Here is a 23,833-nt window from a genome sequence, read left to right as displayed (position 1 = left end):
ATCACTTTCGTGTAGTGACCCCTTCTCGGTGGGGGCGGCGCTGGGATCGCTGGTGCTGAGCGTCGGCAGCGTCCGGGAACTGGGCTGGGTCGGCGGGTTCTGCGTCGCGCTGGCCTGCCTGCTGGAATTCACCCCGTCCAGATTCGCCTCGTCCAGGGCACCATGGGTGGCCGGCGCCGCGGCGGAGTGAAATGCCGTCATTGAAAAGGCCGCCGGGTTTTCGTCCGGCGGCCTTTCCGTTTTCAGTCTTGCCGAAAGCGCCGGTCACACCGGGATCGGGTTCTCAGCGATGTAGCTGTTGAAGCCCATGACCAACGCATGTTCCTTCGGGCCGGCATTGTCGCGCATCGGCCGGGCGCTTTCGACGATCGCCTCCTCCGCATCCGTGCCCAGCGCCGCCATCGTCTGTTCGATGAAGGTGTCCAGCGGCATCGCGCGGGGATCGTCGCCCTTCTTGATCAGGTCGGTGTTGACCCAGGGCGGCGCGATCTCCTGGACGGTGACGCTGGTGTTGCGCAGCATGAAGCGCTGGGACAGCGTATAGCTGTGCAGCGCCGCCTTGGTGGCGGAATAGACCGCGGTGGTGGCCAGCGGCGTGTAGGCGAGCACCGAGGTGTTGTTGACGATCACCGACCGCGGCTGTGCCTTCAGATGCTCGACCAGGGCCGACGTCATGCGGATCGGGCCGAGCAGGTTGGTGGTGATGATCGACTGTGCCTGGGCGTCGTCGATGACGCCCGCTGCGTCATCGAACGGCATGATGCCGGCGTTGTTGATCAGGACGTTCAGCGTCGGGTTCCCGGCGATCAGCCGCTCGGCCGCGGCCTGGATGCTGACCGGGTCGGTGATGTCCAACTCGATCCCCTTCATGCCGGGGTTGGCGGCGGTCACCTCGTTCAGCAGGGCCTTGCGCCGGCCGGCGATGATCACCTGGTTGCCCAGCTTGTGGAACGCCTCGGCCAGCCCGCGGCCGATGCCGGAGGTCGCGCCGGTGATGAAGATGGTATTTCCGGTGAGATGCATAAATGGATGTCCATTTTTCAAGTGGAAAGGAGGCAAGCGGAGGCAGTGGAAGAAAGGAATTCCTTCCCCGCTGGTGTCGTCTTCGATGATGTGGAAGGCTACCGCACCCGAGCTGTCCCGGGATTCATATGTAGGTATTAGGGATGGTGGGAACGGCCCTTACGTGGATGCCGTCGACTCCGGCATCGACATGCGGTTGTTCTCGACCGACCGGCGGATCACCTGGGGCGGCTGGCCGTAGGCGCGCAGGAAGGCACGGCGCATGCGCTCGCGGTCGGCAAAGCCGGTTTCTCGGGCGACGATGTCCATCGAATGACGGCCTTCCTCCATCATCACGCGGGCCGCCTCCAGCCGCAGATGCTCCACCGCCTTGGCCGGTGTCTGGCCGGTTTCCTGGCGGAACAGGCGGCTGAACTGGCGCGGGCTGAGGTTAGCAGCCTCTGCCAGTTCCTCGACCGACAGTTCGTTCGTCAGGTTTTCCTTGGCATGGACCAGCGCCCGCCGCACCCGGTCGGAGCGCGGCTCCAGATCGAGCAGGGCGGAGAATTGCGACTGTCCGCCGGGGCGGCGCAGATAAACCACCAGCTTGCGCGCCACCGCCTTGGCGACCTCCGCGCCGAAATCATCCTCGACCAGGGCCATGGCAAGGTCGAGGCCAGCGGTCATGCCGGCCGAGGTCCAGACATTGCCGTCGACGCTGAAGATGCGGTCCTCCTCCACCCTGACCTTGGGATAAAGGCGCTGAAGGGCGCGTGCATGGCTCCAATGGGTGGTGGCGCGGCGGCCGTCCAGCAGGCCGGCCTCTGCCAGCACATAGGCGCCGGTACAGATGCCGGCGACCCGGCGCGAGGTACCGGCGGCGGCGCGCAGATAGCCCAGCAGCCCGGACGAGGATGGTTTGACCCGCAGCGAACCGATGGTGACGGTGGTGTCGAAGAAGTCGTCACCGAAGGGCTGCGTCTCGATGGCGAAGCCCAGCGAGTTGCGCACCGGCCCCCCCTGTTCCGACAGGACATGGACCTGATAGGCAGGCCGGCCGAGCACGAGGTTCGCCATTTCGAAGGCCGACAAGGCGGCCATTCCCATCACCTGGAAATCCTCGAACACCACGAAACCGATGGTGAGCATGTACCTCTCCGCCTCGCCACTCTGGCCTTGTCCCGATGCCTCACGTCCGAAGCCGTGTTGACGGGGACCAGACTATGCGGTGGCGGCCTTGGCTGGAATGTCAAAGACACCACGATTCCGGACATTGTCACCGCCTGGGCTGTCCGAAAAGCCGGTCCGAAAGACGTTGACAGATTGAATTATGGTCATAATTTAAAAAGCATGATGATCGTCATTTAATCTGCGCCCCGTCGGGCCGCCGTTCCGGAGATCTCGACCATGCCGAATTCCCCTGCCCAGGACCGTATCCACGACCCCGTCGTCATCGTATCGGCCGTCCGCACGCCGCTCGGCCGTTTCCAAGGGGAACTGGCGGCACTGCCGGCCCCGGTGCTCGGCGCCCGCGTCATCGCCGCGGCGGTGGAACGGGCCGGCCTGCCCCCGGCCGCTGTCGACGAGGTGCTGATGGGCTGTGTCCTGCCCGCCGGCCAGGGCCAGGCACCGGCCCGGCAGGCGGCCCGCGGCGCTGGACTGCCCGATACGGTGGGGGCGACCACGATCAACAAGGTCTGCGGGTCGGGAATGAAGGCGACCATGCTGGCCCACGACCTGATCCGCGCCGGGTCGGCGGGCATCGTGGTGGCGGGCGGCATGGAATCGATGACCAATGCTCCCTACCTGCTGGCCAGGGCGCGCGGCGGCTACCGCATCGGCCATGACCGGCTGCTCGACCACATGATGCTGGACGGGCTGGAGGACGCCTATGAGGGCGGCCGCGCCATGGGCGATTTCGGCGAGGCGACGGCGCAGGCCTATGGCGTCTCCCGCGCCGACCAGGATGCCTACGCGGTGGAGACGCTGAGCCGCGCCCGTGCGGCGGTGGAAAGCGGCGCCTTCGCGGCGGAGATCGTGCCGGTCGCCGTTCCCGTCAAGGGTGGGGAGCGGCTGGTGGAGCAGGACGAGAATCCGCTGAAGGTCTCGCCCGACAGAATTCCGACCCTGAAGCCGGCCTTCCGCCGCGACGGAACGATCACCGCCGCCAGTTCGTCCGCCAATGCCGACGGCGCCGCGGCGCTGGTGCTGACCCGGCGTTCCGTCGCCGAGGCATCCGGGTTGCCGATCCTGGCGGAGATCCGCGGCCACGCCACCCACAGCCAGGATCCGGCCTGGTTCACCACCGCGCCGATCCCGGCGATCCGCAAGCTGCTGGACAAGGTCGGCTGGTCGGTCGCCGACGTCGTACCTGTTCGAGATCAACGAGGCCTTCGCCGTCGTCGCGATGGCGGCGCAACGCGACCTGGACATCGCGCCCGACCGGCTGAACGTCAATGGCGGCGCCTGCGCGCTCGGCCATCCCATCGGTGCCACCGGGGCGAGGCTGATCGTCACACTGCTGCATGCGCTTGCGGCACGTGGGCGGACGCGCGGCGTCGCCTCGCTCTGCATCGGCGGCGGCGAGGCGACGGCCATCGCCCTCGAACGGGTCGGCTGACCGGATGCCCCAAGGAAGCCGAAACCGCCTCCCAAAGACGGGCGCATCCTTCTATATCGCGGTGGCACCCCGACGTAGCGTGCCGTCATCGATCCGGCGCCCGCAAGGGAGCGGCCGGAGATGGAAGGAGACAGGATCATGATGCTCAACTGGAACGAATACCGCCAACAGGTGCTCACCGGTGTCGGCGCGATGGGCAAGCTCAGCCTGGAAACGGTGAAGGGCTATGTCGGCCTCAGCGCCGCCGGCCAGAAGAAGGATCTTCTCGGCGCCAAGACGCGCGAACTGATCGCACTGGCCGTCGCCGTCACCGTTCGCTGCGACGGCTGTATCGCCGTCCACACAGAGGCCGCCATAAAGAATGGCGCTACCCGGGAGGAGATCGCCGAGGCGCTGGGCGTCGCCGTCGCGCTCAACGCAGGGGCGGCACTGGTCTACTCGACCCGGGTGATGGACGCCTACGCCGCGCATGGCTGAGCGAAAGGCGGCGGTGAACGGGCATCCGATCACCGCCGCCGCCTCTCATCCGCATTGCACCCGGGTCAGCGGTCCTCGGGGAGGATATCGGGCACCGGGCCGTCGAGCAGGCGCTTGTGGCGCCACAGCCGGGGATTTTCACCGGCAATGCGGCGGAAAATGCGCGAGAAGTGCGACTGGTCCGAAAAGCCGCAGTCGAGCGCGACCTGCGACAAGGCCATGTCGGTCCCCTCCAGCAAGGTCTTCGCCCGCTCGACCCGCCGACGCACGATGTAGGCATGCGGCGGCGAGCCGAAGCTGTCCTTGAAGGCTTGGCAGAAATAGCCGCAGTTGAGCTTCGCCGCCGCCGCCAAGTCCCGGTTCCGGATGGCCCCGGCGAGATGGGCATCGATATGGGCGGTGACCCGCCTCACTGCTCGCGCGTTGCAACCGGGTCAGCGCCAGCGACAGGCAATCCTGCACCGACTGGCGGTCCGGCGCCAACAGGTCGCTGGCCACCCGCAACAGCCAATCGGCCGCCACTGTCAGCCTGTCGCCGTCATCCGGTGCCCGTCGGAGGGAAGCCGGTGCCGACAGCGCCGGGACAATCCGCAGCGTCTCGAAAACAGCCGGATCCATATCGATCTCCCACTCTGGTTACCGTGACGGCGACAATGCGGAAGGGATTGGCGAGCGGGAACCCATAGACAGGTATCGATCGCCCGGGCTTGGCTCCGTGCAACACCGCCGATACCGATAGCCGCGCAACAATCGGCGACGGAAAGGAGGCGAGATGCCAAAGGAGGCACGGTCGTGGAACGTGCTTGTTTCCAAAGAGAAAACGCACGGCCAGCTGCTATCCGTCAGATACGCAGCAGACGATTGAGCGGATAACAGAAAAACCCAATAACTCTTCCATCTTTCTTTGAATTTCTAATCATATTCGAAGAATAGAATTCTGTGTTATTTTTCGGATGACTCTTGCGGCCATACCTCTTCCGCGCTTACCGTCGGGATTGTTTCCAGCATCCAACGCCCCGAGGCAGAGCCGACATGCTTGAAGACATCGCGATCGATACCCCCGTCGACCGGCCGCTCTCTTCCGGACAATCCTCCGGACGGGCGGTGTCCCAGCCTCTGCGCGTCGCGGTGCTGTGGAAGACGCCCAATCTCGGGCTCTATTCGAACGCCCCCTTCGACGATCTGTACAATGGCATCGGGCACAACAACGGCAACCTCGCCTTCGTGCATTCGATCTGCAGCCACCTTGCCAACCCGGTGAAGCATTTCAGCTGGGGATCGTCGGCGGAGACGCTGCGGACCAACGCCGATATCATCGTCATTCCCTGCGCCAACCAGCTCGGTCGCCACACCGACTATGGGCAGATGGCCGAGAACCTTGAAAAATCCGGACTTCCCATCGTCGCCATCGGTCTCGGCGCCCAGGCGAACAGCTACGACCACGACATCGAACTCAGCCCCGGCACGCTGCGCTGGGCGCAGGTGATCGCGGCCTCGAACCGCTCCTCCGCCTCTTCGAACATCTATACCCGCGGTGCCTACACCAGCGCACAGCTCGACAAGCTGGGCATCGCCGGCTCGCTGCCGGGCGGATGCCCGTCGCATTTCCTCAACCAGGCGCCGGGCCTGGGCAGGAAGATCCATGCGAACTGGACGGAGCACGACCTGCCGCGCTCGATCACGGTCGCCGGCGGCCATCAGGCCTGGGTGAAGACGCGGGAGATCGAACATCAGCTGATCGGCCTGATGATGGATCCGCTGGCACCGGGCCAGTACATCGTCCAGTCGATGGGCGAGATGATCCGGGCATCGCGCGGCCTGTTCGACGGCATCGATCCCCACGCGCTGAAGGAAATCCACAAGCACACGGTGCCGCACTACTCCTTCGAGGAGTTCAAGGCCTGGTGCCGCAACTACATGCGTTCCTACTATGACGTGCCGGCCTGGATGGACACCCTGCGCCAGCAGGACCTGACCGTCGGCTGCCGTTACCACGGCGTGGCGCTCGCCATCCAGGCGGAACGGATGGGGCTGACGGTCACCATCGACTCCCGGACGCGCGAGTTGTGCGAGAACACCGGCGTTCCCTATGCCGATGCCGCCGACCTGACCGCGCCGCTGACCCGCAAGCGGTTGAAGTCGCTGATCGCCTTCGATCCCGACGCCTACGATCGCCATCGTGCGGACTCGGCAGGGCGCTATCTGGATTTCCTGGTCGCCAACCGGCTGCAGCCGGCACCCTTCCTGAAATCCATCGCCGACGGCAAGTGACACCCCGTGGCATGATGCCGGCCATCACGCACCGGATCATCGCGACCGCGCTGTCGCTGGGCCTGACCGTTCCGTCCGCACAGGCGCTGACGGTCAGGACGGCGGGGGAGCCGGAGACGGTGACCTCGTGGCAGCGCGACGCCTGCGCCCGGAGCGATGCCCCGGACACGCCGGCCCGCGCCTTCCGCGATGCCGGCGGCACGGTGCATCTGGTCGCCTCGCATTCGACCGCAAGGGCCCTTACCGGTCCGTCTCTCGATGCCGTCCGGCCCAACTGCGCCGTCATCTTCCAGGGGCACGGGCAGGACGATCCGCGCCTCCATGACGACCGCAGCTGGATCTCGTCCTTCTATACGGCAGACGGCAACACGGTTCATGCCCTGATCAGCAACGAGTTCCATGCCCAGAAGCGGCCGGCCCTGTGTCCGTCGGGCGAGTACATGCGCTGCTGGCGCAACAGCATCACTGCCGCCGTATCGACCGACGGCGGGGCGAGCTTCCAACTGAGCGCAGCCCCGCCGGGTCATACCGTGGCGACGTTGCCCTATCCCTACAGCGGCGACGCCGGGCAGCGGACCGGCTATTTCGCGCCGAGCAACATCATCCGTCACGGCGACCACTGGTACGCCTTCATCTGGGCCGAACGCTTCCGCGCGCAGAAGCGCGGCGCCTGCCTGCTGCGCACCGACGATATCGCCGATCCGCAGGCGTGGCGGGGATGGGACGGCAAGTCCTTTTCCGTCCGCTTCGTCCGTGACGGCCAGGAGGGAGAGGCCGCGGAGATGCACACCTGCGCGCCCGTTGCGCCCGGGATGCTGCAAGGGACGGTGCGCAGCGTCGTCCGCCACCGGGCTAGCGGGCTGTTCATCGCGACGCTGGCGATGAGCCGGGACGGCGTCTCCGGGATCTGGACGACGACCTCGCGCGATCTGCTGAGCTGGTCGAAGCCCGACCTGCTCTGGGCTGCACCGCTGCTGTTCCGCTATGGCTGCGGCGATACCGCGGCCTTCGACTATCCGGCGCTGCTCGACCCGGCCAGCGAAAGCCGGAATTTCGAGGATGCCGGCAGGACCGCCTACGTCTATATGACGCGGTTGAACCTCGACAAATGCAAGATCACCTGGAACCGCGACCTCATCCGCCTGCCGGTGGAGATACTCGGGGACAAGCCTTGAGGGCGCCGCGGTCAGTCCAGATCCAGCAGGGGGCCGAACGCTTCTTCCAGGCTGCTGCGGTGCAGGCCGATCTTCACCGGGTTGGCGGGTGTCACGTTCACCGCACGGATCATGCGGCGGAGAATCCTGCCTTCCTTCACGTCGATGTCGACGATGTTGATGCAACCGTAATCCTGCTCGAAGGCCGACAGCGCCGACAGACCGGCCCCACAGGCCCAGGCCAGCAGCATGCGGTTCACGCCGTCATGGGCGACCAGCGCCAGATGGGTCCAGCCCGGCTGCCGCACCAAAGCCTCGATGGCGGAGACCGCACGGTCACGCACGGCGGCGAAGCCGTCGCCACCGGCGAACAGTCCGCCCTCCGTCGCCGTTTCGAAGCCGTAAACATAGGCGGCCTCGCGGCTTTCCTTCGGAATACCGGACAGCCGGCCGGCCCGGATTTCGAGGAATGCCGGATGATGCTCAACGGCCAGGCCATGCCGTTCGGCAATCGGTTCGGCCGTCTGCCGCGTGCGGGCGAGGCCGGAACACAGCACGCGGTCGAGCGGCACCCCGGCCAGCAGCGTCGCGGCAGCCTGCGCCTCCTCCCGACCGCGCCCGGTCAGCGCGGCAAGCTTCGGGTTCAGCGGCTTTCCGTCGGCATCGTAATAGGTGACGTGACCGTGGCGCAGCAGGTAGAGGCGGCGGCGCGCGACCGTGCCGGCCAGCGGCGGGAACAGGTTCATCGGCCGTGCTCCCGCCGTTCGGACGCCAGACGTTTGGGATTGCTCACCGCCAGCCTTGCCTGCGTGATGTCCGCCAGCACCGCGCGCAAGGCCGCCTGCCGGTCGGGTGCATCGAAATGTCCGGCGTCGATGGCGGTGCAGAGCCGCGGCAACAGGGCCGGCAGATCGCCCTGCTCGCCCAACAGCGTCCCGATGGCGGCGGCGAGCGCCGGTTCGTCGGACGCACCGGCGGCCAGCTCCCGTTCGGCCATGCCGAGCGCATTGGCGATCATCAGCGCGGTGAAGCGCTGGTCGGCCGGGATCACCGGCAGGATCGCCTCGCGGAAGCTGCGCAGCGCGATGGCGACGAGGTCGCGGGCGCCGGGATCGTCGTTGATCATGCCTCACCCCCGATCATTGGCCCGATCATTGGAAAGTTCCGCTGGCCGCGACGGCATCGAGCTGCCGCAACAGGTCCATTTCGATTTCCGGCAGCATCCGTCCGGTCAAGGCCAGTTCGAGCGACGGTTCGGTGCCGGAGATGTGGCGTTGCGCCTGCTGGATCGCGATGACCGCCCAACGCATGCAGGCCGCGGCCTCCCAATAGGCGACGGCATTGGGGTCGACGCGACGCCCGGCAGTCTCCTCGTAGCCGGCATAGAGATCGGCACGGTCGGCGATGCCGCCGGCCTCCCGGTCGTTGCGGCCGAAGCGCCAGCAGGCGGCGCAGAACCAGCCCAGATCCTCCATCGGGTCGGACCAGCCGGCGAACTCCCAGTCGATGATCGCGGTCAGCCGGTCGTCCTCGACCATGTAGTTGCCGGTGCGGTAGTCGCGGTGACACAGCACGAGGTCGCTCGGCGGCGGCGCGTTCCGCTCCAGCCAGCGCAGGCCATAGGCCAGGACCGGATCGGTGGCGGCATAGCCGCCGGCCCAGCGGCGGCAATCCGCAACGGCCTGCAGGGCCGCCGTCGGTTCGGGCCGGGCCAGGAACTCAAGCCCGGCCGCTTCCGGCCGCACCCGGTGGATCAGGCCGAGCTGCCGGCCGAGCTCGCGGGCCAAACCGCGTCGCGGCTCGTCGCTCTTGACCATGCGGAAGCCGGCGGCGACGCCGCCCGCCCGCCGCATGATGTAGAAGGGCGCGCCCAGCAGGGTGGGATCGGCCCCGACGAACAGCGGTTCCGGCACGGTGGCGCCGGCTGCGAAGACAGCGCGCAGAACCGCGGCCTCTTCCGCCTTGCCCAGGCTCGCCGACACGCCGGAGGCGGAACCGGTGCGCAGCACGCAGGCATGGCGGCCCTCCTGCGGCCCGCCGTCGATCTCCAGCGTCACCGCGAGGTTCAGCGAAATGGCGCCGCCGCTGAGCCGTCCCTCGTCGACGACGGCGACCGACTGCGCCCGAGCCTGTCCAGCCAGCCAGGATTCCAGCGCCGCCTTTCGGGCTGGCTCCAGGCCGGAGCCGGGCTTTGCGGCCCCGCTCATCGCCAGCCCCAGAAATCGTCACCCTCGGCGAGATAGCTGCGGCTCAGCACCATCTTGTGAACCTCGGACGCGCCGTCGACCAGCTTGGCTTGACGGGCGTAGCGGTAGATCCATTCCAGCACCGTGTCCTTGGAGTAGCCCCGCGCGCCGCAGAGCTGGATCGCCGTGTCGGCCGCCTTGAACAGCGTGTCGGCGACCTGGACCTTGGCCATCGACACCTCCTTGCGGGCGAAGCTGCCACTGTCCAGCGCATGCGCCGCCTTCATGGTCAGCAGCCGGCCGATCTCGATCTGCATCGCGGCCTCGCCCAGCATCCACTGCACGCCCTCATGCTCGGCCAGCGGGATGCCGAAGCTCTCGCGCTCCTTCACGTAGGACGCGGCGATCTCCAGGCAGCGCTTGGCGAGCCCGGTCCAGCGCATGCAATGGGTCAGCCGCGCCGGGCCAAGGCGGATCTGCGTCGCCTTCAGCCCGTCGCCGACCTTCATCAGGACATTCTCGTCCGCGATCTCCAACCCGTCGAAGATCAACTCGCAATGGCCGCCATGCTCTTCCGGACCCATGATCGGGATGCGGCGCTCGATGCGCCAGCCCGGCTGATCCTTGTCGAACAGGAAGGCGGTCAGCCCCTTGCGCGCATCGTCCGACGTGCGCGCCATCAGGATGAAATGCTGCGCCGCATCGGCCCCGGTGATGAACCATTTGCGTCCGGTGACGACCCAGCGGTCGCCCTTGCGCTCCGCCCGCGTCTTCATCATCGACGGGTCGGAGCCGCTGCCGGGATGCGGTTCGGTCATGGCGAACGCGCTGCGCACCCGGCCCTCGACGATGGGCGCCAGCCAGCGTTCCTTCTGGAACTGCGTGCCGACCATGCCGAGAAGACGCATGTTGCCGTCGTCGGGAGCGGCGGCGTTGAAACAGACCGGCCCGAAGATGGAGCGGTTCATCTCCTCATAGCAGGCGGCGACACCGACCATGGGCAGACCCTGGCCGCCGAGTTCCTTCGGCAGTTGCAGGGTCCACAGGCCGGCGGCCTTCGCCTTTTCGCGCAGTGCCGCCAGCGGGGCGTCGGCGATGTTCTCATGCTCGTCCCAGTTGGCGCGGTCGGCCTCGACCGGCAGGATCTCGTCCTCGACGAAGGTGCGCACCCGGCGGCGGTAGTCGTCCAGCTCCGGGGAAAGGGTGAAGTCCATGGACCGGCTCCGTATCTTTACAGGGAAGAGACCAGATGGCCGCCGTCGACGGCAAGGACCGATCCGGTCATGTAGGCGCCGGCATCCGAGGCCAGCAACAGCAGCGGCATATCCAGATCCTGCAACCGGCCGAGCCGGCGCTGCGGAATGCGCTTGACAAGCGCCTTGCCGGCGTCGCTGGCGAAGAAGTCGGCGTTCAGCTCGGTCTCGACATAGCCGGGGCAGAGCGCATTGACCCGGATGTCGTGGCGGGCCAGTTCCAGCGCCATCGCCTTGGTCAGATGCAGCAGCCCGGCCTTGGCGGCGATGTAGGACGAGACATGGCCGGCAACCCGCATGCCGAGGATGGAAGCGATGTTGACGATGGCGCCGCCCTGCCCGTCTTCGCGCATGCGCCGGGCCACCGCGCGGGCGACCCGGGCGCAGCCGGTCAGATTGGTGTCGATCACCCCCTCCCACTCCTCCTCGCCCATGTCGAGGAAGGGGCGCGTCGCGGTGACGCCGGCATTGTTGACCAGGATATCGATGCGGCCCAGCGCCTGCCATGCCTCCCCCACCGCTGCGGCGACGGAGTCCGGGTCGGTGACGTCCATGGCGACGATTGTCGCGGAACCGCCCACCGCCTCGATGGCGGCACGGGTTTCAGCCAGCGCATCCGTCCGCCGGGCGGCCAGCGCGACACGGGCGCCGGCCTGCGCCAGCACCCCGGCGAAATGGCGGCCAAGGCCGCTCGACGCGCCGGTGACCAGAGCCGTCCTGCCCTTCAGGTCGATGGTGACGCTCATGTTTCCTCCCGGTCTGATCCGCTCTTGGAATTTTCCTTCGGGACGGGGCCCCGCCAGCCCGCAATCGGCCTTGAAAAAACGAGCGAGCGCTCGTTTTATATACTGGCAGTGCCTCGCGCACAAGAAAGATTCGTGTTACGGACGATAGACCATATGACGGTCGGGACGGAGCGGATGGACGGGTTGCATGCGTTTCAGGCACGGGTCGACCTGTCGATGGAGGCGCTGTGCGCCCGCATCCTCGAACGCCATGCCGCCACCATCCGGGTGAAGAAGCCGGCGGTCGCCATTGCCAACCTCGCGCGCATCGTGGAAACGACGCTGACACTGGCCAACCGCAAGGGCTTCCACTCCATGAGCCTGCGTGACCTGGCCGAGCAGTCGGGGCTGAGCATGGGGGCCCTCTACGCCTATTTCGACGGCAAGGAGACGCTGCTGATGATGATCCTGGGCCAGGTCGTCGGCGCCGTCGAGGAGGTGCTGGGCCGGCCGCCGGCCGAACTGGCGGAGGATCCGGCCGGCCGGCTGCGCTGGCTGCTGGAAACCCACCTGTTCCTGACCGAGACCATGCATCCCTGGTTCGTCTTCGCCTATATGGAGGCGAAGGCCTTTCCCAAGGAAGGCCGCGATCTCGCCGTCACCAGCGAGATGATGACGGAAGGCATGATCGCCGACGCGCTGGCCGACGGCGTCGCCCGCGGCCTGTTCTCCGTTCCGGACGTCGCCATGACGGCGGCATTGATCAAGCCGATGCTGCAGGATTGGTACGTGAAGCGCGCCAAGCACCGCCGCCGCGGCGTCACCCCGGAACTCTATGCCCGCTCGGTGATCGCCTTCGTCGAGGCGGCGGTGGGGCTGAGGGTGGCCTACCCGGCGACGACCTGATCGCGCAGCACCCGCTTGGTCACCTTGCCGTTGGCGTTGCGCGGCAGCGCGTCGCCCAACAGCGTGACGTAATCGGGCACCTTGTATTCGGCGAGATTGGCCCGGCAGAAATCGCGCACGCCATCTTCGGTCAGCCCTCCCGACTTGGAGATGACGAAGACGTGGATCTTCTCGCCAAGCACCGGGTCGGGATGGGCGACCACCGCCGCCTCCACCACGTCGGGGTGGCGAACCAGCAGGTTTTCGACCTCGACGCTGTAGATCTTGTGGCCGCCGCGGTTGATGACGTCGTTCTTCCGGTCGAACAGCCGCAGATAGCCCGCCGCATCCAGCGAGCCGATGTCGCCAGAGCGCCAATAGCCGTCGACGAAGCCGTCCCGGGTGGCGTCCTCACGGTTCCAATAGCCGCGGATGGTCATGGGGCCGCGGATCCACACCTCTCCGGTCGCGCCCGGCGGGCATTCGCGGCCCTGTTCGTCGACGATCCGCAGATCGCCGCAGGGCACGCACATGCCGACCGAATCCAGGCAGGCGCGGGTATGGCCGATGGGAACCACGCTGATGATGGTGGCGCATTCGGTCGAGCCGTAGGCGTTCAGCAGATGCAGGTCGGGCAGCCGCTCGGCCATCGCCTCCACCGTCGCTTCCGGCATCGGGGCGCCGCCGAAGCCGCCGATCCGCCAAGCCGACAGGTCGTAGCGGCTGAAATCGGCGCGCAGCAGGCAGAGATTGTACATCGCCGGCACCAGCACGGTGGTGGTCATGCGCTCCCGGCTCGCCAGTTCCAGGAAACCGGCGACGTCGAAGGCCGGCATCATCACCGTGCAGCCGGCGACGCGGATCATCGACATGACCACGGCGACCAGTCCGGTGACGTGGGACGCCGGGACCGCCAGGACCGCCCGCTCACCCTCGCGATAGTCCCAGCATTCCTCGAAATGCATGGCGGAATGGATGATGTTCACATGGGCCAGCAGCGCGCCCTTCGGCTTGCCGGTGGTGCCGGAGGTGTAGAGGATGACCGCCGTGTCCTCCTCCCCCTGCGGATGGTCGAAGCGTGGGACCGGACCGTCCGTCTTCAGCAAATCCTCGAAAAGGCGGCAGCCATCGACGGCACCGCCGACCGACAGGCGGGTGACGAGCGACGGCACCTCTGCCGCCGTCGGCATGCGCTCGGCCAGGGCCGCGTCATGGACGAGGATGGATGCGCCGCAGTCGTTCAGGATGCCGGCGATACCAGGCCGCTGTTCACGTGCACTGACCGGCACCGCGACGATGCCGGCGCGGACCGCCGCCAGCAGCGCGATCAGGAACTCCGCCCGGTTGCTCAGGACCAGCGCCATGCGGTCGCCGGCCCGTGCGCCCTGCGCGATCAAGGCGGCGGCAGCGCGCGTCACCAGCCCGTCAAGCCGGGAGTAACTGTAGCGGCGGTCACCGTCGACCAGCGCTTCACCGTCCGGACGGCGGGCGACCGCGGCGCGGAACAGGGCGTCGATGGTGACGGGGCGCTCGCTGTAGCATGGTACGAGACGCGTGCCGAAAAGCAGCTCGCGCCGTTTTGGAACGCCCGTTCCTTCCGGCCAGGCCATGCCATTTCTCCCTGACGATTTCGTTGTATTTCCTGAACAGGACCGGCGCCGCAGCCACGGCAGACCGTGCATCAGCCGGCACCGCTCTTGTCGATCTCCCGAAAACTATGTCATTGTACAAACTGAGTGTCAAACAGTGGCACTGTTAGAGATGCCAGCAAAATATCCGCCGCCGTCGCCGAACCGGCTGGCAAGCGGTCCATGGCACACCCCACCTTCGCTGCACGGTGAAAAGGCCGGTGCGCGTCGACGGCCAATCGGGAGGAAACCCATGTCGACACCCCACTACGTGACCATCGCAAACACCCAGATGCGCATCTGGCGCAGCGGCTCCGGTCCGGATCTGCTGGTGCTGCCTGGCCTGATCGAGGCCGCCTCGGAATGTGCTGACAGGCTGGCCCGCGACCTGCCGGGCTGGACCGTTACCGCGGTCGATCTGCCGGGAACCGGCGGCTCGGCCGGCGCCGCCGGAACCGGGACCGAAGACATCGCCGAGTTGGCGCGCCCGATCGCCGATGCAGCCGCTGCGCTGGGCCTGCCATCCTGCCCGCTGCTCGCCTTCGACCTTGCAGCGCCTTTGGCACTCGCAATGCGGGATGCGGCGGCCGGGTGGCGTCCAGACCGGGTGCTGCTGGTCGATGCGGCAGTGGCGGAAGGTTGGATGGAGCGCGGTTTGCGCCCTGCCCCGATGGCGCCGCGCGCCGACGGCACCCATCTCGCCGTGCTCTGGGCACATCTGCGCGACGCCCATGTGCTGGAGCCGCGCGATCCCCGGCACCCGGCGTCGGCAGGCGCGCCCCTGCCCGGACCGATGGCGCTGGACACGATGCTGCGCATCGCCGCGGCTGCCCCGGACCGCTACGAAACTCTTTGGAACCAGTGCCTCGATGCAATGCCGCGCATCGCCGCTTCCGGCCTCCCGCGCGCCGATGGGATGGCAGCGGCAGTCGAAGCTCTTTCGGCCATGACATCCGGACGACCGGATGCCAAACCCCTGCCCCCGACACGGCCCTTCGCCGATCCGGCGCGGGTCTGGCACGATTACGCCGACACGCCCCGCGGCCGCGTCCATCTGCGCCGCGCCGGGCGGGGCCGGCCGCTGCTCGCCTTCCAGTCGGCACCGGGATCGTCGGCGCCGCTGCTGCCGCTTCTGCACGGATTGTCGGCGGAATGGGAGGTCATCGCTCCCGACTATCTCGGCAACGGCGAATCCGACAAGCCGGAGCGCGCGGTCGATATCGGCATGCTGGCGGACGATATGCTGGCGGTCGCCGACGCGCTGGGATTGGATGGCTTCGACCTGTGGGGAACCCACACCGGGGCACTGGTGGCGCTGGACCTGACGGTCCGCCATCCGGAGCGCATCGGGCGCGCCGTCCTGGAAGCACCGGTGCTCATCCCGCCGGACTTCAGCGCCGACATCCTCGACCATTACTTCCCGCCGCTGGTCGCCGACCGTTGGGGGCTGCATCTGCTCCAGGCCTGGAACATGCGACGCGACATGTTCCTGTTCTGGCCATGGTACCGGCAGGAGCGTGCCGCTGCACGCGCCATCGGCGTCCCCGATGCGACGGTGCTGCATGACTGGACCATGGGCCTGCTGGCGAGCGGGGCCCATTACGACCGCTCCTACCGCGCCGCCTTCCGCTACGACACCCGCGCGGCCTTGCCGCGCCTGACCCGGCCGGCCCTGATCTGCGCCGGTCCGGCCGACATGCTGGTCGAAGGGCTGGTGGAGGCCGAACGGCTGGCGCCCGCGGGAACCGAGGTGACGCCGACGCCAGCCACCGTCTGGTATCCCGGCCAGGGTGCGGACGCCGTGCAGGCGACGATCAACCGCTATGCCACCTTCCTGCGCGGCGGGCTGGATGGGGCGATTCCGCACCCCGTAGCATAGAGCGACACTGCGTCGCCCGCGCTCAGCCGCCGATGGCGGACTGGGCGCGGGCGGCTCGGTGCAGCGGCGGGACCGACAGCGAATAGAGGTTGGCCGAGATCTCCCGCACCGCACCGCGGATGTCGTCCAGGAAGTTGGGCTGGCCGTTGCGAACGATGTGGGGGGTCAGGCCGGTCAGGCTGACCGCGGCGATCAGCCGGCCGTCCGGGTCGAACAACGGCATGGCGATGGCCGCAAGCCCCTCGATGACGTCGTCGACCGCCATCGACCAGCCGCGCTCCCGCACCTCCTCCAACTCCGCCGCCAGTCGGCCGGGGTCGGTGGTGGTGTGGGGGGTCAGGCGGGTGGTGCCGCGGGCAAGCACCCGTTCGACCTCCGACTCCGGCAGATAGGCCAGCAGCACGCGCGGCGCCGCCCCGCAATTCATCGGCAACTGTCCGCCGACGATCCACCAGCGCACCTCCACCGACCGGTCGCTGTGGAACTGGTCGAGGCACACCGCCGACCCGTCATGGTAGACCGACAGGAACACGGTGCTGCCGGTCGATTTCGCCAGCCGCGATAGGATGGTGGACGCGATCTGGCGCAGGTCGCGCCGCTCCGGCACCGCACCGGCCAGCTTCAATACCTCCAGACCCAGGCTGTATTTCTGGCTCTGGGCGTCGAAGACGGCGAAGCCATCCTGCACCAGGGTCAGCAGGATGCGCCGTGCCGTCCCCTTGTCGAGCTTCGCGGCGCTTGCGACCTCGGTGAGGGTCAGCGTCGGACCTTCCTGATAGAAGCTGCGCAGCACGGCCAATGCGCGCGACACGGCGCGGACGCTGAGACCGTTCTTCTCCACGCCTTGGTTGTCAGCGCCCTGGTTGTCGTCCTGTTCGATGTCCATACCTTCAAGCCCCCTGTGGCAAGCACCTTGCCGGTGTCCTGCGTCTCGTTGTCAGGCGGAAGATCTGCCGATCGGCACAGCCCCAGGACGGCGGTTCGGCCGCACTCATCCCGCCCGAGTAGCAATGAAGCCCAGGGCAGGCTTGCGCAACACCTTTCCGCCATTCCGCCATTTCCTTTGCTGCCTATCTGTGTCGAACAGCGATACCAATTTTGCCTGTTGACACCGCAGAGCGCAAATGGTTTCCTTGGCGAACAAACAGAACAAGCGTGCCGCCCCGTCCTCGCCAAAGGTCGGCAGGCCGGCACCCCATGCACCGGCCTGCCGCAGTCCACTGGTTTCCCGGACCGGCCGCCGGCACCCTGCACGAGGGGAGGACAATGCAAACCATCGCCCTGGGTGCGTTCACGGTCACGCGGATCGAAGAAATGCTGACGCCGGGCTTCGATCCCGGCTTCCTGTTTCCGAACTACGACGACGCGATCCTGGACAAGCACCCCGAACTGGCCGAACCGAATTTCCTCGACCCGGCGTCGCGGCGTCTGATGTCGAGCATGCATTCCTGGCTGATCCGCACCGACCGCCATGTGATCCTGGTGGATACCGGCTGCGGCAACCACAAGGAGCGGCACACGCCAGGGTTCGAGCGGTTCCACATGCTCGAAAAGCCCTATCTCCGGCATCTCGCGGACGCAGGCGTACAGCCGGAAGACGTGACGCTGGTCATCAACACCCATCTGCACATCGACCATGTCGGCTGGAACACCCAGCTGGTCGACGGACGCTGGGTTCCGACCTTCCCCAACGCCCGCTACATCTATGGCGCGCAGGAGTTCGCGCACTGGCGCAGCCCCGATGGCGGGCTGGTCGGCATGCCGGGCAATGGCCCGGTGATGGAGGACAGCGTCCTGCCGGTGTGGGAGGCCGGACAGGTCGAGCTGATCGGCGACGGCGACAGCATCCTGGAGGGTCTGTCGGTCGAGCTGGCCCCCGGCCACACCGCCGGCCAGATGTTCGTCCGTCTGGAGTCCGGTCGCCATGCGGCCTACTTCACCGGGGATTGCCTGCACCAGCCGATGCAGGTGTGCCGCCCCGATTGGAACAGCCGCTTCTGCGAGGACCAGGCCCAGGCGGTGGCGACGCGCCGCCGGCTGCTGAGCCACGCCGCCGACCGCAACGCCCTGGTGTTCCCCGCCCATTTCGGCGCTCCGCATACCGGCTACGTCCGCCGTTCCGGCGAGGATTTCCGGTTCGTGCCGCTCGACCAAGCTTGATCGCCGAACCTCATCGGCATCACCCGACCTTACCCAGAGGGATCCTCCATGAGCATCGCCGCCCTCGAAGGCACGGCCACCCTGCTCGACGCGCTGCGCGCCGCACTCGGCGCCGACGGCCTGCTTGATGACGAAAAGAGCCGCAGCTTCTATGCCAACGACGTGTTCTGGCAGCCGGGCATCCCGCCGCTGGCCATAGCCCTGCCCCGCGACCGCGAGGAGGTCGCCGCCACCGTGCGCGCCGCCCATGCGGCCGGCGTCGCCGTGGTGCCGCGCGGCGGCGGCATGTCCTACACCAAGGGCTATCTGCCCGAACGCCCGGACTCGGTCGTCATCGACGGCCGTCGGCTGAACCGCATCGTCGAGTTGAACGCCGACAGCCTCTATGTGACGGTCGAGACCGGCTGTACCTGGGCAGCGCTGAACGAGGCGCTGGAAGGCACCGGCCTGCGCACCGGCTATTGGGGGCCGTTGTCGGGCATCAACGCCACCATCGGCGGCGCCCTGTCGCAGAACAGCGCCTTCTTCGGCTCCGCCCTGCATGGGACGGTGGCGGAAAGCGTGCTGGGCATCACCGTGGTGCTGGCAGACGGGCGAATCGTCACCACCGGGTCGGGCGGGCGGGTCGGAACCAGGCCCTTCACCCGCTCCGGCGGTCCCGACCTGACGGGGCTGTTCCTGGGCGACAACGGCGCCATGGGTTTCAAGGTGGCGGCGACGCTGCGCCTCCACCGCCGGCCGGAGCATGCGGACTTCCTGTCCTTCGGCTTCGCCACCATGCAGGCGATGGCCGCGGCCCAGGTGGAGATGGCGCGGGCGCGCTGCGTGTCGGAAGGCTTCGGCATCGACCGGACCAAGGTCGAGCATTCGGCCAGCGTCAACAAGTTGTCGGACGGGCTGAAGACGCTGGGCAACGTGGCGAAGGCCGGCAAGTCGCTGTTCCAGGGCGCCAGGGAGGCGCTGAGCGTCGCCACCGCCGGCACCGCCTTCCTCAAGGAGCACAACTTCACCCTCCATCTGGTGGTGGAGGGACGCAGCGAGACGCAGCTGCGCGAGGCGATGCAGACGGTGCGCGCCATCGGTGCGCGCCACGGCAAGGAGATCGAGAACAGCGTGCCGAAGGTCATGCGCTCCAAGCCCTTCGGGCCGGTGCGCGGCATGCTGGGGCGCGAGGGCCAGCGCTGGGTTCCCATCCACGCCATCTTCCCGCTGGGCGACGCCGACCGGGTGGTTGCCGCCAACGATGCCTTCTTCGCGGAGAAGCGCGGCTTCATGGAGCAGCACGGCATCATCTATTCGGTGATGACCATGACGGTCGGCAACGACTTCTTCCTGGAGCCGGCCTTCTACTGGACCGACGAGATCACGCCGCTGCATGCCGCCAGCCTGGGCGACGAGGTGGTGAAGCCGTGGCGCGACCGCCCGGCCAATCCAACCGCCCGCAATGCGGTGGCCGAACTGCGCCGCGCCACGCAGGAACTGTATTGCAGCCTGGGCGGCGTCAGCTGGCAGGTCGCCCGCGACTATCCGTTCCGCGAAATCCTCACCCCTGAAACCTGGTCGCTGCTGGAGGGCGTCAAGCGCGCCGTCGATCCGCAGGGGCTGATGAATCCCGGTTCCCTCGGCCTCGGCCGCTGACGCACCGGAGCGGAGACATCGACGCCATGGGCTACACCATCACCGAGAAGATCCTGGCGCGCGCCGCGGGGCTGCCCGCGGTCCGCGCCGGGCAGGACATCAAGGCGAAGCCGGACTTCGTGCTGGCCTACGACTTCCCCGGCTACACCGACGTCTATTTCAAGACGATGAAGGAGGATTTCGGCATCGCCCGTGTGGCCGAGCCGGAGCGCTTCGGCATCTTCATCGACCACATGGTGCCGACCGCCACCGCCAAGGAGGAAGAGCTTCACATCAATACCCGCAACTGGTGCGCGGAGAACGATGTGCCGCTGTTCGAGCGGCATGGCATCGGCCATCAGGTGGCGGCGGAGGTGGGCTACGCGACGCCGGGCGCCTTCGTCGTCCATTTCGACGGCCATGTTAGCCAGCTCGGCACCTTCGGCACGCTCGCCATCGGACTGCGCCGCAACGTGATGGAAGCCTTCGTCAGCGACACCGTGTCGATCCGCGTGCCCGATACGGTGCGGGTGAATTTGCGCGGCAGTCTGCGGCCAGGCGTGATGGCGCGCGACGTCTTCCATCATCTGGTCCGCCGGCTGGGGCCGAGCTCCTGCCGCTTCCAGGTGCTGGAGCTGGGCGGGCCTTCGGTGGCAGCGATGTCGACGGAGGGCCTGCAGACCATCACCGGCCTTGCCATGTTCACCGGCGCGCTGACCGCCATCGTCAACCCCGATCCGGTGCGGCTGGACTACGCCCTGCCTCGCGCACGCAAGCGGCTGGACCCGGTGTCGAGCGACCCCGACGCCCGCTACTCCGCGGTGCATGACATCGACCTGTCCGAACTGGAACCCATCGTCGTCGTGCCGCCGACCCCGGCGGACACCCGCGACCTGACGGAGTTCCTGGGGCTGGAGATCAATGCCGGCTATCTCGGGTCCTGCGCGTCGGGCCGGCTGGAGGATCTGCGGGCGGCGGCCAAGGTGCTGGAGGGCCGGCGGGTCAAGACCGGCGTGTCCCTGCACATCGTACCGACCAGCCAGGAGCTGATGGCGGCGGCGGCGCGCGAAGGGCTCGTGTCGACGCTGGTGGAGGCCGGCGCCTTCGTCTCCTCCCCCAGCTGCGATTACTGCTTCGGCCGCATCGCGACGATGACGGCAGGGCAGCGGGCGGTCTCGACCGGCACGCTGAACGTCCGCGGCCGCATGGGCAGCCCGGATTCCGAGATCTACCTGTGCAACGCCGCGGTCGTCGCAGCGTCCGCCATCGAAGGCCGGATCGCCGATCCGCGCCCCTATCTGTGAGGCCGCGATGACCGGAACCCAGTTGCGGATGCCGACCATGAAGGGCCGCGTCGCCTTCATCTTCGACGAGGTCAATTTCGACGTCGACCAGATCGTCGGCGTCAAGAACATCAAGATCACCGACGTGGCCGAACTGGCCCAGGTCGCCATGCAGAGCTACGATCCGGATTTCGCCACGACGGTCCGGCCGGGCGACCTGCTGGTCGGGGCTGACAATTTCGGCTACGGCCACCCGCACTATCCACCGATGAAGGCGATGCGCCATCTCGGCATCGCCGGGGTGATCGCGGAGTCCTTCTCGCCCGGCTACTGGCGCGGCGAGGTCAGCATGGGCTTCCCGCAGGTCGGCTGCCCCGGCATCCTCGGCTTCGTCGAGCGCTGGGAGGAGATCGAGGTGGATTGGGCGGCGGGCGTCGTCCGCAACCACACCAAGGGCACTGAACTCCCCTTCGAGCCGCTGCCGCAGGCGGATGCCGAGATGATCGAGGCCGGTGGCCTCGTCCCCTTCCTGAAGCGGCAGGCGGCCCAACAACGCGAGCGAAAGGAACACAGCCATGTCTCGGGGACCTGATTTCCGCAACCGCGTTCTGGCGCAGAAGACCGTCTGGTCGGCCGGCGCCTATGACGCCCTGTCCGCACGCTTCATCGAGGCGGCCGGCTTCGACGCGCTGATGACCTCGGGCTTCGGCGTCTCCGCCTCCTTCCTGGGCCAGCCGGACGCCGAGCTCTACACCATGTCGGAGAACCTGACGGTGGTGCGCAACGTGGTTTCCGCCGTCAATGTCCCGGTCATCGCCGACATCGACACCGGATACGGCAACGCCATCAACGTGATGCGCACGATCCGCGAGTTCGAGGCATCGGGCGTCTCGGCCGTCATCATGGAGGATCAGGTCGCCCCCAAGCGTTGCCCGATCTGCGTCGGCGGGGTCGAGGTGATCCCGATGGACGAGGGCGTCGCCAAGATCGAGGCGGCGGTGGCCGCCCGGCGCGATCCCAACATGCTGATCATCGCCCGGACCGACGTCGTCGATCCGGCCGCCGCCATGGAGCGCGGGCGCGCCTATGTCGCGGCCGGCGCCGACATGATCCAGCCGATCAGCAAGTGCTTCAAGGACATCCAGGGCTTGCGCGCCATGCGCGAGGCCGTCGGCGTGCCGCTGTCGCTGCAACTGCTGGGTTGGCTGGAGCGACTGTCGGCAGACGAGGTGGAGGAGGTTGCCGGCATGGCGACCTACGCGCTGGTGCCGCTGATGACGGTGGCGTCGGCGCTGAAGGAGAATCTGGCGGCCCTGGCGGAACGCCGGTCCACCCGCGATCTGCCTCGGCCCGTGACCGACCACAACAGCTTCATCGACTTCATCGGCTTCCCGCAGATCGAGGAGCTGCAGAAGCGCTACCTGAAGAGCGCGTGACGATCCTTTGCCACCGGCCACCATGCGCCGGGACCAAGGGCCAATCAAAAGACGACCAATCCACGGAGGAACCCCATGTTCGGTAGGCGCACTCTCCTTGCCGCGGCGGCGGCCCTGGCCCTGGCCATTCCCGTCGCCGGCACATCCGCCCAAGCCCAGCAACCCCCGGTCCGCATCGCCCTCATCGGCCCGATGAGCGGCACCGGCGCCTTCGAAGGCCAGCTTGGCCTGGAAGGCGCGCAGGCGATGGTCTCGGTGATCAACGCCAAGGGCGGCGTGGCCGGCGGCCGCAAGCTGGAACTGCTGACCTACGACGACAAGGGGTCTCCGGAGGACGGGGTCAGCGCCGCCAAGCGCGCGATGGAACAGGACAACGTCGACCTGATCGTCGGCGGCTGGTTCAGCGCCGTCGCCCTGTCGATGAAGGAAGCGACGCGCGACAAGATCGTCACCGTGATGACCAGCTCGCAGCACCCGAAGGTGACGGAGGAAGGGCACAAGTACCTGTTCCGGCTGAACGCCACCTCCGCGATGATGTCCGAGTTCTACTCGAAGGCGATCTGCGACCGCATCAAGCCCAAATCCATCGCCTTCATGAACGTCAACGACGACTGGGGCCGGCTGGAGCTGGACAACTACACCAAGCTGCTGACTGCCTGCGGGATCGAGGTGAAAGGGCACGAGTTCTACAACCGCACCGACACCGATTTCACCACCGCACTGACCAAGCTGAAGTCGCTGAACGCCGACGCGATCTATGTCGCGGCGATCAACACCTCGCAGGGCGCCACCATCTACCGGCAGATCAAGCAGACCGGCTACCGCGGCAAGGTCATCGCGTCGGCCGGCAACATGAACCCCAAGCTGGTCGAGCTGTCGGGCAACTCGCTGGAACAGGTTTATTCCGCCTCGCCCTTCACCGAGGACGCCACAGCCCCGTCGTTGAAGCCGTGGCTGGAGGAATACCGCAAGTCCTACAAGAACGAGCCGTCCTTCATCGCCGCGCTCGGCGCCCAGGCGGTGCAGATACTGGCCTTCGGCGTCGATGCCGCCGGCGACCCGCGCGCCTACGACAAGATCGCCTCGACCCTGAAGTCGCAGGAAGTCCCGACCGTGATGGGGAACCTGCGCTTCTCCGACAAGGGACAGGCCAGCCAGGCGATCCATCTGGTGCAGGTGCAGAAGAAGCAGATCGTCAGCGTCCGGGACTGAGCGTCCGAGTGACCGGAGCCCCTCTCCCTGGCCGGGAGAGGGGCT

General features: G+C 67.4%; 22 protein-coding genes and 1 pseudogene. 13 read left to right on the top strand and 10 right to left on the bottom strand.

Annotated elements, in window-relative coordinates; genetic code table 11:
• Positions 1-28 precede the first annotated feature (28 nt).
• A complete protein-coding gene (locus tag ABMY26_RS10640; protein ID WP_372395666.1) occupies positions 29-190 on the top strand; it encodes a hypothetical protein in 162 nt (53 codons plus the stop codon).
• A gap of 74 nt (positions 191-264) precedes the next feature.
• Here ABMY26_RS10640 and ABMY26_RS10635 read toward each other — a convergent pair whose 3' ends face one another.
• Both ABMY26_RS10635 and ABMY26_RS10630 read right to left on the bottom strand, forming a co-directional pair.
• On the bottom strand, positions 265-1,023 hold the full coding sequence (locus ABMY26_RS10635) for an SDR family oxidoreductase (RefSeq protein WP_372395665.1): 759 nt from the start codon (positions 1,021-1,023) through the stop codon (positions 265-267).
• Between the two features lie 159 nt (positions 1,024-1,182).
• Positions 1,183-2,151, bottom strand: coding sequence for a GlxA family transcriptional regulator (locus ABMY26_RS10630; protein ID WP_372395664.1), 969 nt, complete (start codon positions 2,149-2,151; stop codon positions 1,183-1,185).
• Positions 2,152-2,409: 258 nt separating this feature from the next.
• On the opposite strand from ABMY26_RS10630, the pseudogene ABMY26_RS10625 reads away from it, so the two are divergent.
• Together ABMY26_RS10625 and ABMY26_RS10620 are read left to right on the top strand one after the other, a co-directional pair.
• A pseudogene (locus ABMY26_RS10625) lies at positions 2,410-3,622 on the top strand (acetyl-CoA C-acyltransferase).
• A 141-nt stretch (positions 3,623-3,763) separates the two neighbouring features.
• Entirely contained in the window at positions 3,764-4,099 is a 336-nt protein-coding gene (locus tag ABMY26_RS10620) for a carboxymuconolactone decarboxylase family protein (RefSeq protein WP_372395942.1), read from the top strand.
• 65 nt (positions 4,100-4,164) lie between these two features.
• Here ABMY26_RS10620 and ABMY26_RS10615 read toward each other — a convergent pair whose 3' ends face one another.
• Positions 4,165-4,452, bottom strand: coding sequence for a helix-turn-helix transcriptional regulator (locus ABMY26_RS10615; RefSeq protein WP_372395663.1), 288 nt, complete (start codon positions 4,450-4,452; stop codon positions 4,165-4,167).
• 679 nt (positions 4,453-5,131) lie between these two features.
• Here ABMY26_RS10615 and ABMY26_RS10610 point away from each other — a divergent pair.
• Positions 5,132-6,370 carry a polysaccharide pyruvyl transferase family protein gene (locus ABMY26_RS10610; RefSeq protein WP_372395662.1) on the top strand — a complete coding sequence of 413 codons (1,239 nt, stop codon included), beginning with the start codon at positions 5,132-5,134 and terminating at the stop codon, positions 6,368-6,370.
• Positions 6,371-6,381: 11 nt separating this feature from the next.
• Positions 6,382-7,545: a hypothetical protein gene (locus ABMY26_RS10605; RefSeq protein WP_372395661.1), complete on the top strand. Its 1,164-nt coding sequence runs from the start codon at positions 6,382-6,384 to the stop codon at positions 7,543-7,545.
• Between the two features lie 11 nt (positions 7,546-7,556).
• Here ABMY26_RS10605 and ABMY26_RS10600 read toward each other — a convergent pair whose 3' ends face one another.
• The 5 genes from ABMY26_RS10600 to ABMY26_RS10580 are packed head-to-tail and all read right to left on the bottom strand — an operon-like array spanning position 7,557 to position 11,709.
• Complete coding sequence (locus ABMY26_RS10600) at positions 7,557-8,270, bottom strand: histidine phosphatase family protein (RefSeq protein WP_372395660.1); 714 nt, start codon at positions 8,268-8,270, stop codon at positions 7,557-7,559.
• A complete protein-coding gene (locus ABMY26_RS10595) occupies positions 8,267-8,650 on the bottom strand; it encodes a DUF6285 domain-containing protein (protein ID WP_372395659.1) in 384 nt (127 codons plus the stop codon). The genes ABMY26_RS10600 and ABMY26_RS10595 overlap by 4 nt, the downstream gene beginning before the upstream one ends.
• Positions 8,651-8,675: 25 nt before the next feature.
• Positions 8,676-9,731, bottom strand: coding sequence for a phosphotransferase family protein (locus tag ABMY26_RS10590; protein ID WP_372395658.1), 1,056 nt, complete (start codon positions 9,729-9,731; stop codon positions 8,676-8,678).
• The gene (locus tag ABMY26_RS10585) at positions 9,728-10,924 is read right to left on the bottom strand and encodes an acyl-CoA dehydrogenase family protein (RefSeq protein WP_372395657.1); all 1,197 of its coding nucleotides are present in this window, start codon (positions 10,922-10,924) and stop codon (positions 9,728-9,730) included. The genes ABMY26_RS10590 and ABMY26_RS10585 overlap by 4 nt, the downstream gene beginning before the upstream one ends.
• A 17-nt stretch (positions 10,925-10,941) precedes the next feature.
• Positions 10,942-11,709: an SDR family NAD(P)-dependent oxidoreductase gene (locus ABMY26_RS10580; RefSeq protein WP_372395656.1), complete on the bottom strand. Its 768-nt coding sequence runs from the start codon at positions 11,707-11,709 to the stop codon at positions 10,942-10,944.
• A gap of 153 nt (positions 11,710-11,862) precedes the next feature.
• On the opposite strand from ABMY26_RS10580, the gene ABMY26_RS10575 reads away from it, so the two are divergent.
• On the top strand, positions 11,863-12,594 hold the full coding sequence (locus ABMY26_RS10575; RefSeq protein WP_372395655.1) for a TetR/AcrR family transcriptional regulator: 732 nt from the start codon (positions 11,863-11,865) through the stop codon (positions 12,592-12,594).
• Here ABMY26_RS10575 and ABMY26_RS10570 read toward each other — a convergent pair.
• The gene (locus tag ABMY26_RS10570; RefSeq protein ID WP_372395654.1) at positions 12,576-14,183 is read right to left on the bottom strand and encodes a class I adenylate-forming enzyme family protein; all 1,608 of its coding nucleotides are present in this window, start codon (positions 14,181-14,183) and stop codon (positions 12,576-12,578) included. The two genes, ABMY26_RS10575 and ABMY26_RS10570, sit on opposite strands and share 19 nt — an antisense overlap.
• Before the next feature lie 271 nt (positions 14,184-14,454).
• On the opposite strand from ABMY26_RS10570, the gene ABMY26_RS10565 reads away from it, so the two are divergent.
• Positions 14,455-16,080 carry an alpha/beta fold hydrolase gene (locus ABMY26_RS10565; protein ID WP_372395653.1) on the top strand — a complete coding sequence of 542 codons (1,626 nt, stop codon included), beginning with the start codon at positions 14,455-14,457 and terminating at the stop codon, positions 16,078-16,080.
• A 22-nt stretch (positions 16,081-16,102) separates the two neighbouring features.
• Here the strand turns inward: ABMY26_RS10565 and ABMY26_RS10560 are convergent, their stop codons facing one another.
• Positions 16,103-16,966: an IclR family transcriptional regulator gene (locus tag ABMY26_RS10560; protein ID WP_045585620.1), complete on the bottom strand. Its 864-nt coding sequence runs from the start codon at positions 16,964-16,966 to the stop codon at positions 16,103-16,105.
• A 380-nt stretch (positions 16,967-17,346) separates the two neighbouring features.
• Between ABMY26_RS10560 and ABMY26_RS10555 the strand changes: the two genes are divergently transcribed.
• From ABMY26_RS10555 to ABMY26_RS10530, 6 genes are all read left to right on the top strand, one after another.
• A complete protein-coding gene (locus ABMY26_RS10555) occupies positions 17,347-18,240 on the top strand; it encodes an MBL fold metallo-hydrolase (RefSeq protein WP_372395652.1) in 894 nt (297 codons plus the stop codon).
• A 48-nt stretch (positions 18,241-18,288) separates the two neighbouring features.
• Positions 18,289-19,878, top strand: coding sequence for an FAD-binding oxidoreductase (locus ABMY26_RS10550; protein ID WP_372395651.1), 1,590 nt, complete (start codon positions 18,289-18,291; stop codon positions 19,876-19,878).
• Positions 19,879-19,904: 26 nt separating this feature from the next.
• The gene (locus tag ABMY26_RS10545) at positions 19,905-21,161 is read left to right on the top strand and encodes an aconitase family protein (RefSeq protein ID WP_372395650.1); all 1,257 of its coding nucleotides are present in this window, start codon (positions 19,905-19,907) and stop codon (positions 21,159-21,161) included.
• Between the two features lie 7 nt (positions 21,162-21,168).
• The gene (locus tag ABMY26_RS10540; RefSeq protein WP_372395649.1) at positions 21,169-21,732 is read left to right on the top strand and encodes a 3-isopropylmalate dehydratase; all 564 of its coding nucleotides are present in this window, start codon (positions 21,169-21,171) and stop codon (positions 21,730-21,732) included.
• Positions 21,716-22,576 (top strand): oxaloacetate decarboxylase, encoded by an 861-nt coding sequence (locus ABMY26_RS10535; protein WP_372395648.1) that lies wholly within the window; start codon positions 21,716-21,718, stop codon positions 22,574-22,576. Before ABMY26_RS10540 ends, ABMY26_RS10535 begins: the two co-directional genes overlap by 17 nt.
• 75 nt (positions 22,577-22,651) lie before the next feature.
• A complete protein-coding gene (locus tag ABMY26_RS10530) occupies positions 22,652-23,788 on the top strand; it encodes an ABC transporter substrate-binding protein (protein WP_372395647.1) in 1,137 nt (378 codons plus the stop codon).
• The last annotated feature ends 45 nt before the right edge of the window (positions 23,789-23,833 follow it).

It is taken from the genome of Azospirillum sp. HJ39 (genome assembly GCF_041507355.1).
Lineage (GTDB): Bacteria > Pseudomonadota > Alphaproteobacteria > Azospirillales > Azospirillaceae > Azospirillum > Azospirillum thiophilum.
This window is presented reverse-complemented; position numbering and strand designations above follow the sequence as displayed.

What these genes read in the sequence shown, in the direction of transcription:
- ABMY26_RS10555 (WP_372395652.1), top strand. Translation starts at nt 17,347, where the DNA reads ATGCAAACCATCGCCCTGGGTGCGTTCACGGTCACGCGGATCGAAGAA.
- ABMY26_RS10635 (WP_372395665.1), bottom strand. Translation starts at nt 1,023, where the DNA reads ATGCATCTCACCGGAAATACCATCTTCATCACCGGCGCGACCTCCGGC.
- ABMY26_RS10600 (WP_372395660.1), bottom strand. Translation starts at nt 8,270, where the DNA reads ATGAACCTGTTCCCGCCGCTGGCCGGCACGGTCGCGCGCCGCCGCCTC.
- ABMY26_RS10545 (WP_372395650.1), top strand. Translation starts at nt 19,905, where the DNA reads ATGGGCTACACCATCACCGAGAAGATCCTGGCGCGCGCCGCGGGGCTG.
- ABMY26_RS10540 (WP_372395649.1), top strand. Translation starts at nt 21,169, where the DNA reads ATGACCGGAACCCAGTTGCGGATGCCGACCATGAAGGGCCGCGTCGCC.
- ABMY26_RS10590 (WP_372395658.1), bottom strand. Translation starts at nt 9,731, where the DNA reads ATGAGCGGGGCCGCAAAGCCCGGCTCCGGCCTGGAGCCAGCCCGAAAG.
- ABMY26_RS10630 (WP_372395664.1), bottom strand. Translation starts at nt 2,151, where the DNA reads ATGCTCACCATCGGTTTCGTGGTGTTCGAGGATTTCCAGGTGATGGGA.
- ABMY26_RS10575 (WP_372395655.1), top strand. Translation starts at nt 11,863, where the DNA reads ATGACGGTCGGGACGGAGCGGATGGACGGGTTGCATGCGTTTCAGGCA.
- ABMY26_RS10570 (WP_372395654.1), bottom strand. Translation starts at nt 14,183, where the DNA reads ATGGCCTGGCCGGAAGGAACGGGCGTTCCAAAACGGCGCGAGCTGCTT.
- ABMY26_RS10605 (WP_372395661.1), top strand. Translation starts at nt 6,382, where the DNA reads ATGATGCCGGCCATCACGCACCGGATCATCGCGACCGCGCTGTCGCTG.
- ABMY26_RS10560 (WP_045585620.1), bottom strand. Translation starts at nt 16,966, where the DNA reads ATGGACATCGAACAGGACGACAACCAGGGCGCTGACAACCAAGGCGTG.
- ABMY26_RS10585 (WP_372395657.1), bottom strand. Translation starts at nt 10,924, where the DNA reads ATGGACTTCACCCTTTCCCCGGAGCTGGACGACTACCGCCGCCGGGTG.
- ABMY26_RS10580 (WP_372395656.1), bottom strand. Translation starts at nt 11,709, where the DNA reads ATGAGCGTCACCATCGACCTGAAGGGCAGGACGGCTCTGGTCACCGGC.
- ABMY26_RS10620 (WP_372395942.1), top strand. Translation starts at nt 3,764, where the DNA reads ATGCTCAACTGGAACGAATACCGCCAACAGGTGCTCACCGGTGTCGGC.
- ABMY26_RS10550 (WP_372395651.1), top strand. Translation starts at nt 18,289, where the DNA reads ATGAGCATCGCCGCCCTCGAAGGCACGGCCACCCTGCTCGACGCGCTG.
- ABMY26_RS10535 (WP_372395648.1), top strand. Translation starts at nt 21,716, where the DNA reads ATGTCTCGGGGACCTGATTTCCGCAACCGCGTTCTGGCGCAGAAGACC.
- ABMY26_RS10610 (WP_372395662.1), top strand. Translation starts at nt 5,132, where the DNA reads ATGCTTGAAGACATCGCGATCGATACCCCCGTCGACCGGCCGCTCTCT.
- ABMY26_RS10565 (WP_372395653.1), top strand. Translation starts at nt 14,455, where the DNA reads ATGTCGACACCCCACTACGTGACCATCGCAAACACCCAGATGCGCATC.
- ABMY26_RS10595 (WP_372395659.1), bottom strand. Translation starts at nt 8,650, where the DNA reads ATGATCAACGACGATCCCGGCGCCCGCGACCTCGTCGCCATCGCGCTG.
- ABMY26_RS10530 (WP_372395647.1), top strand. Translation starts at nt 22,652, where the DNA reads ATGTTCGGTAGGCGCACTCTCCTTGCCGCGGCGGCGGCCCTGGCCCTG.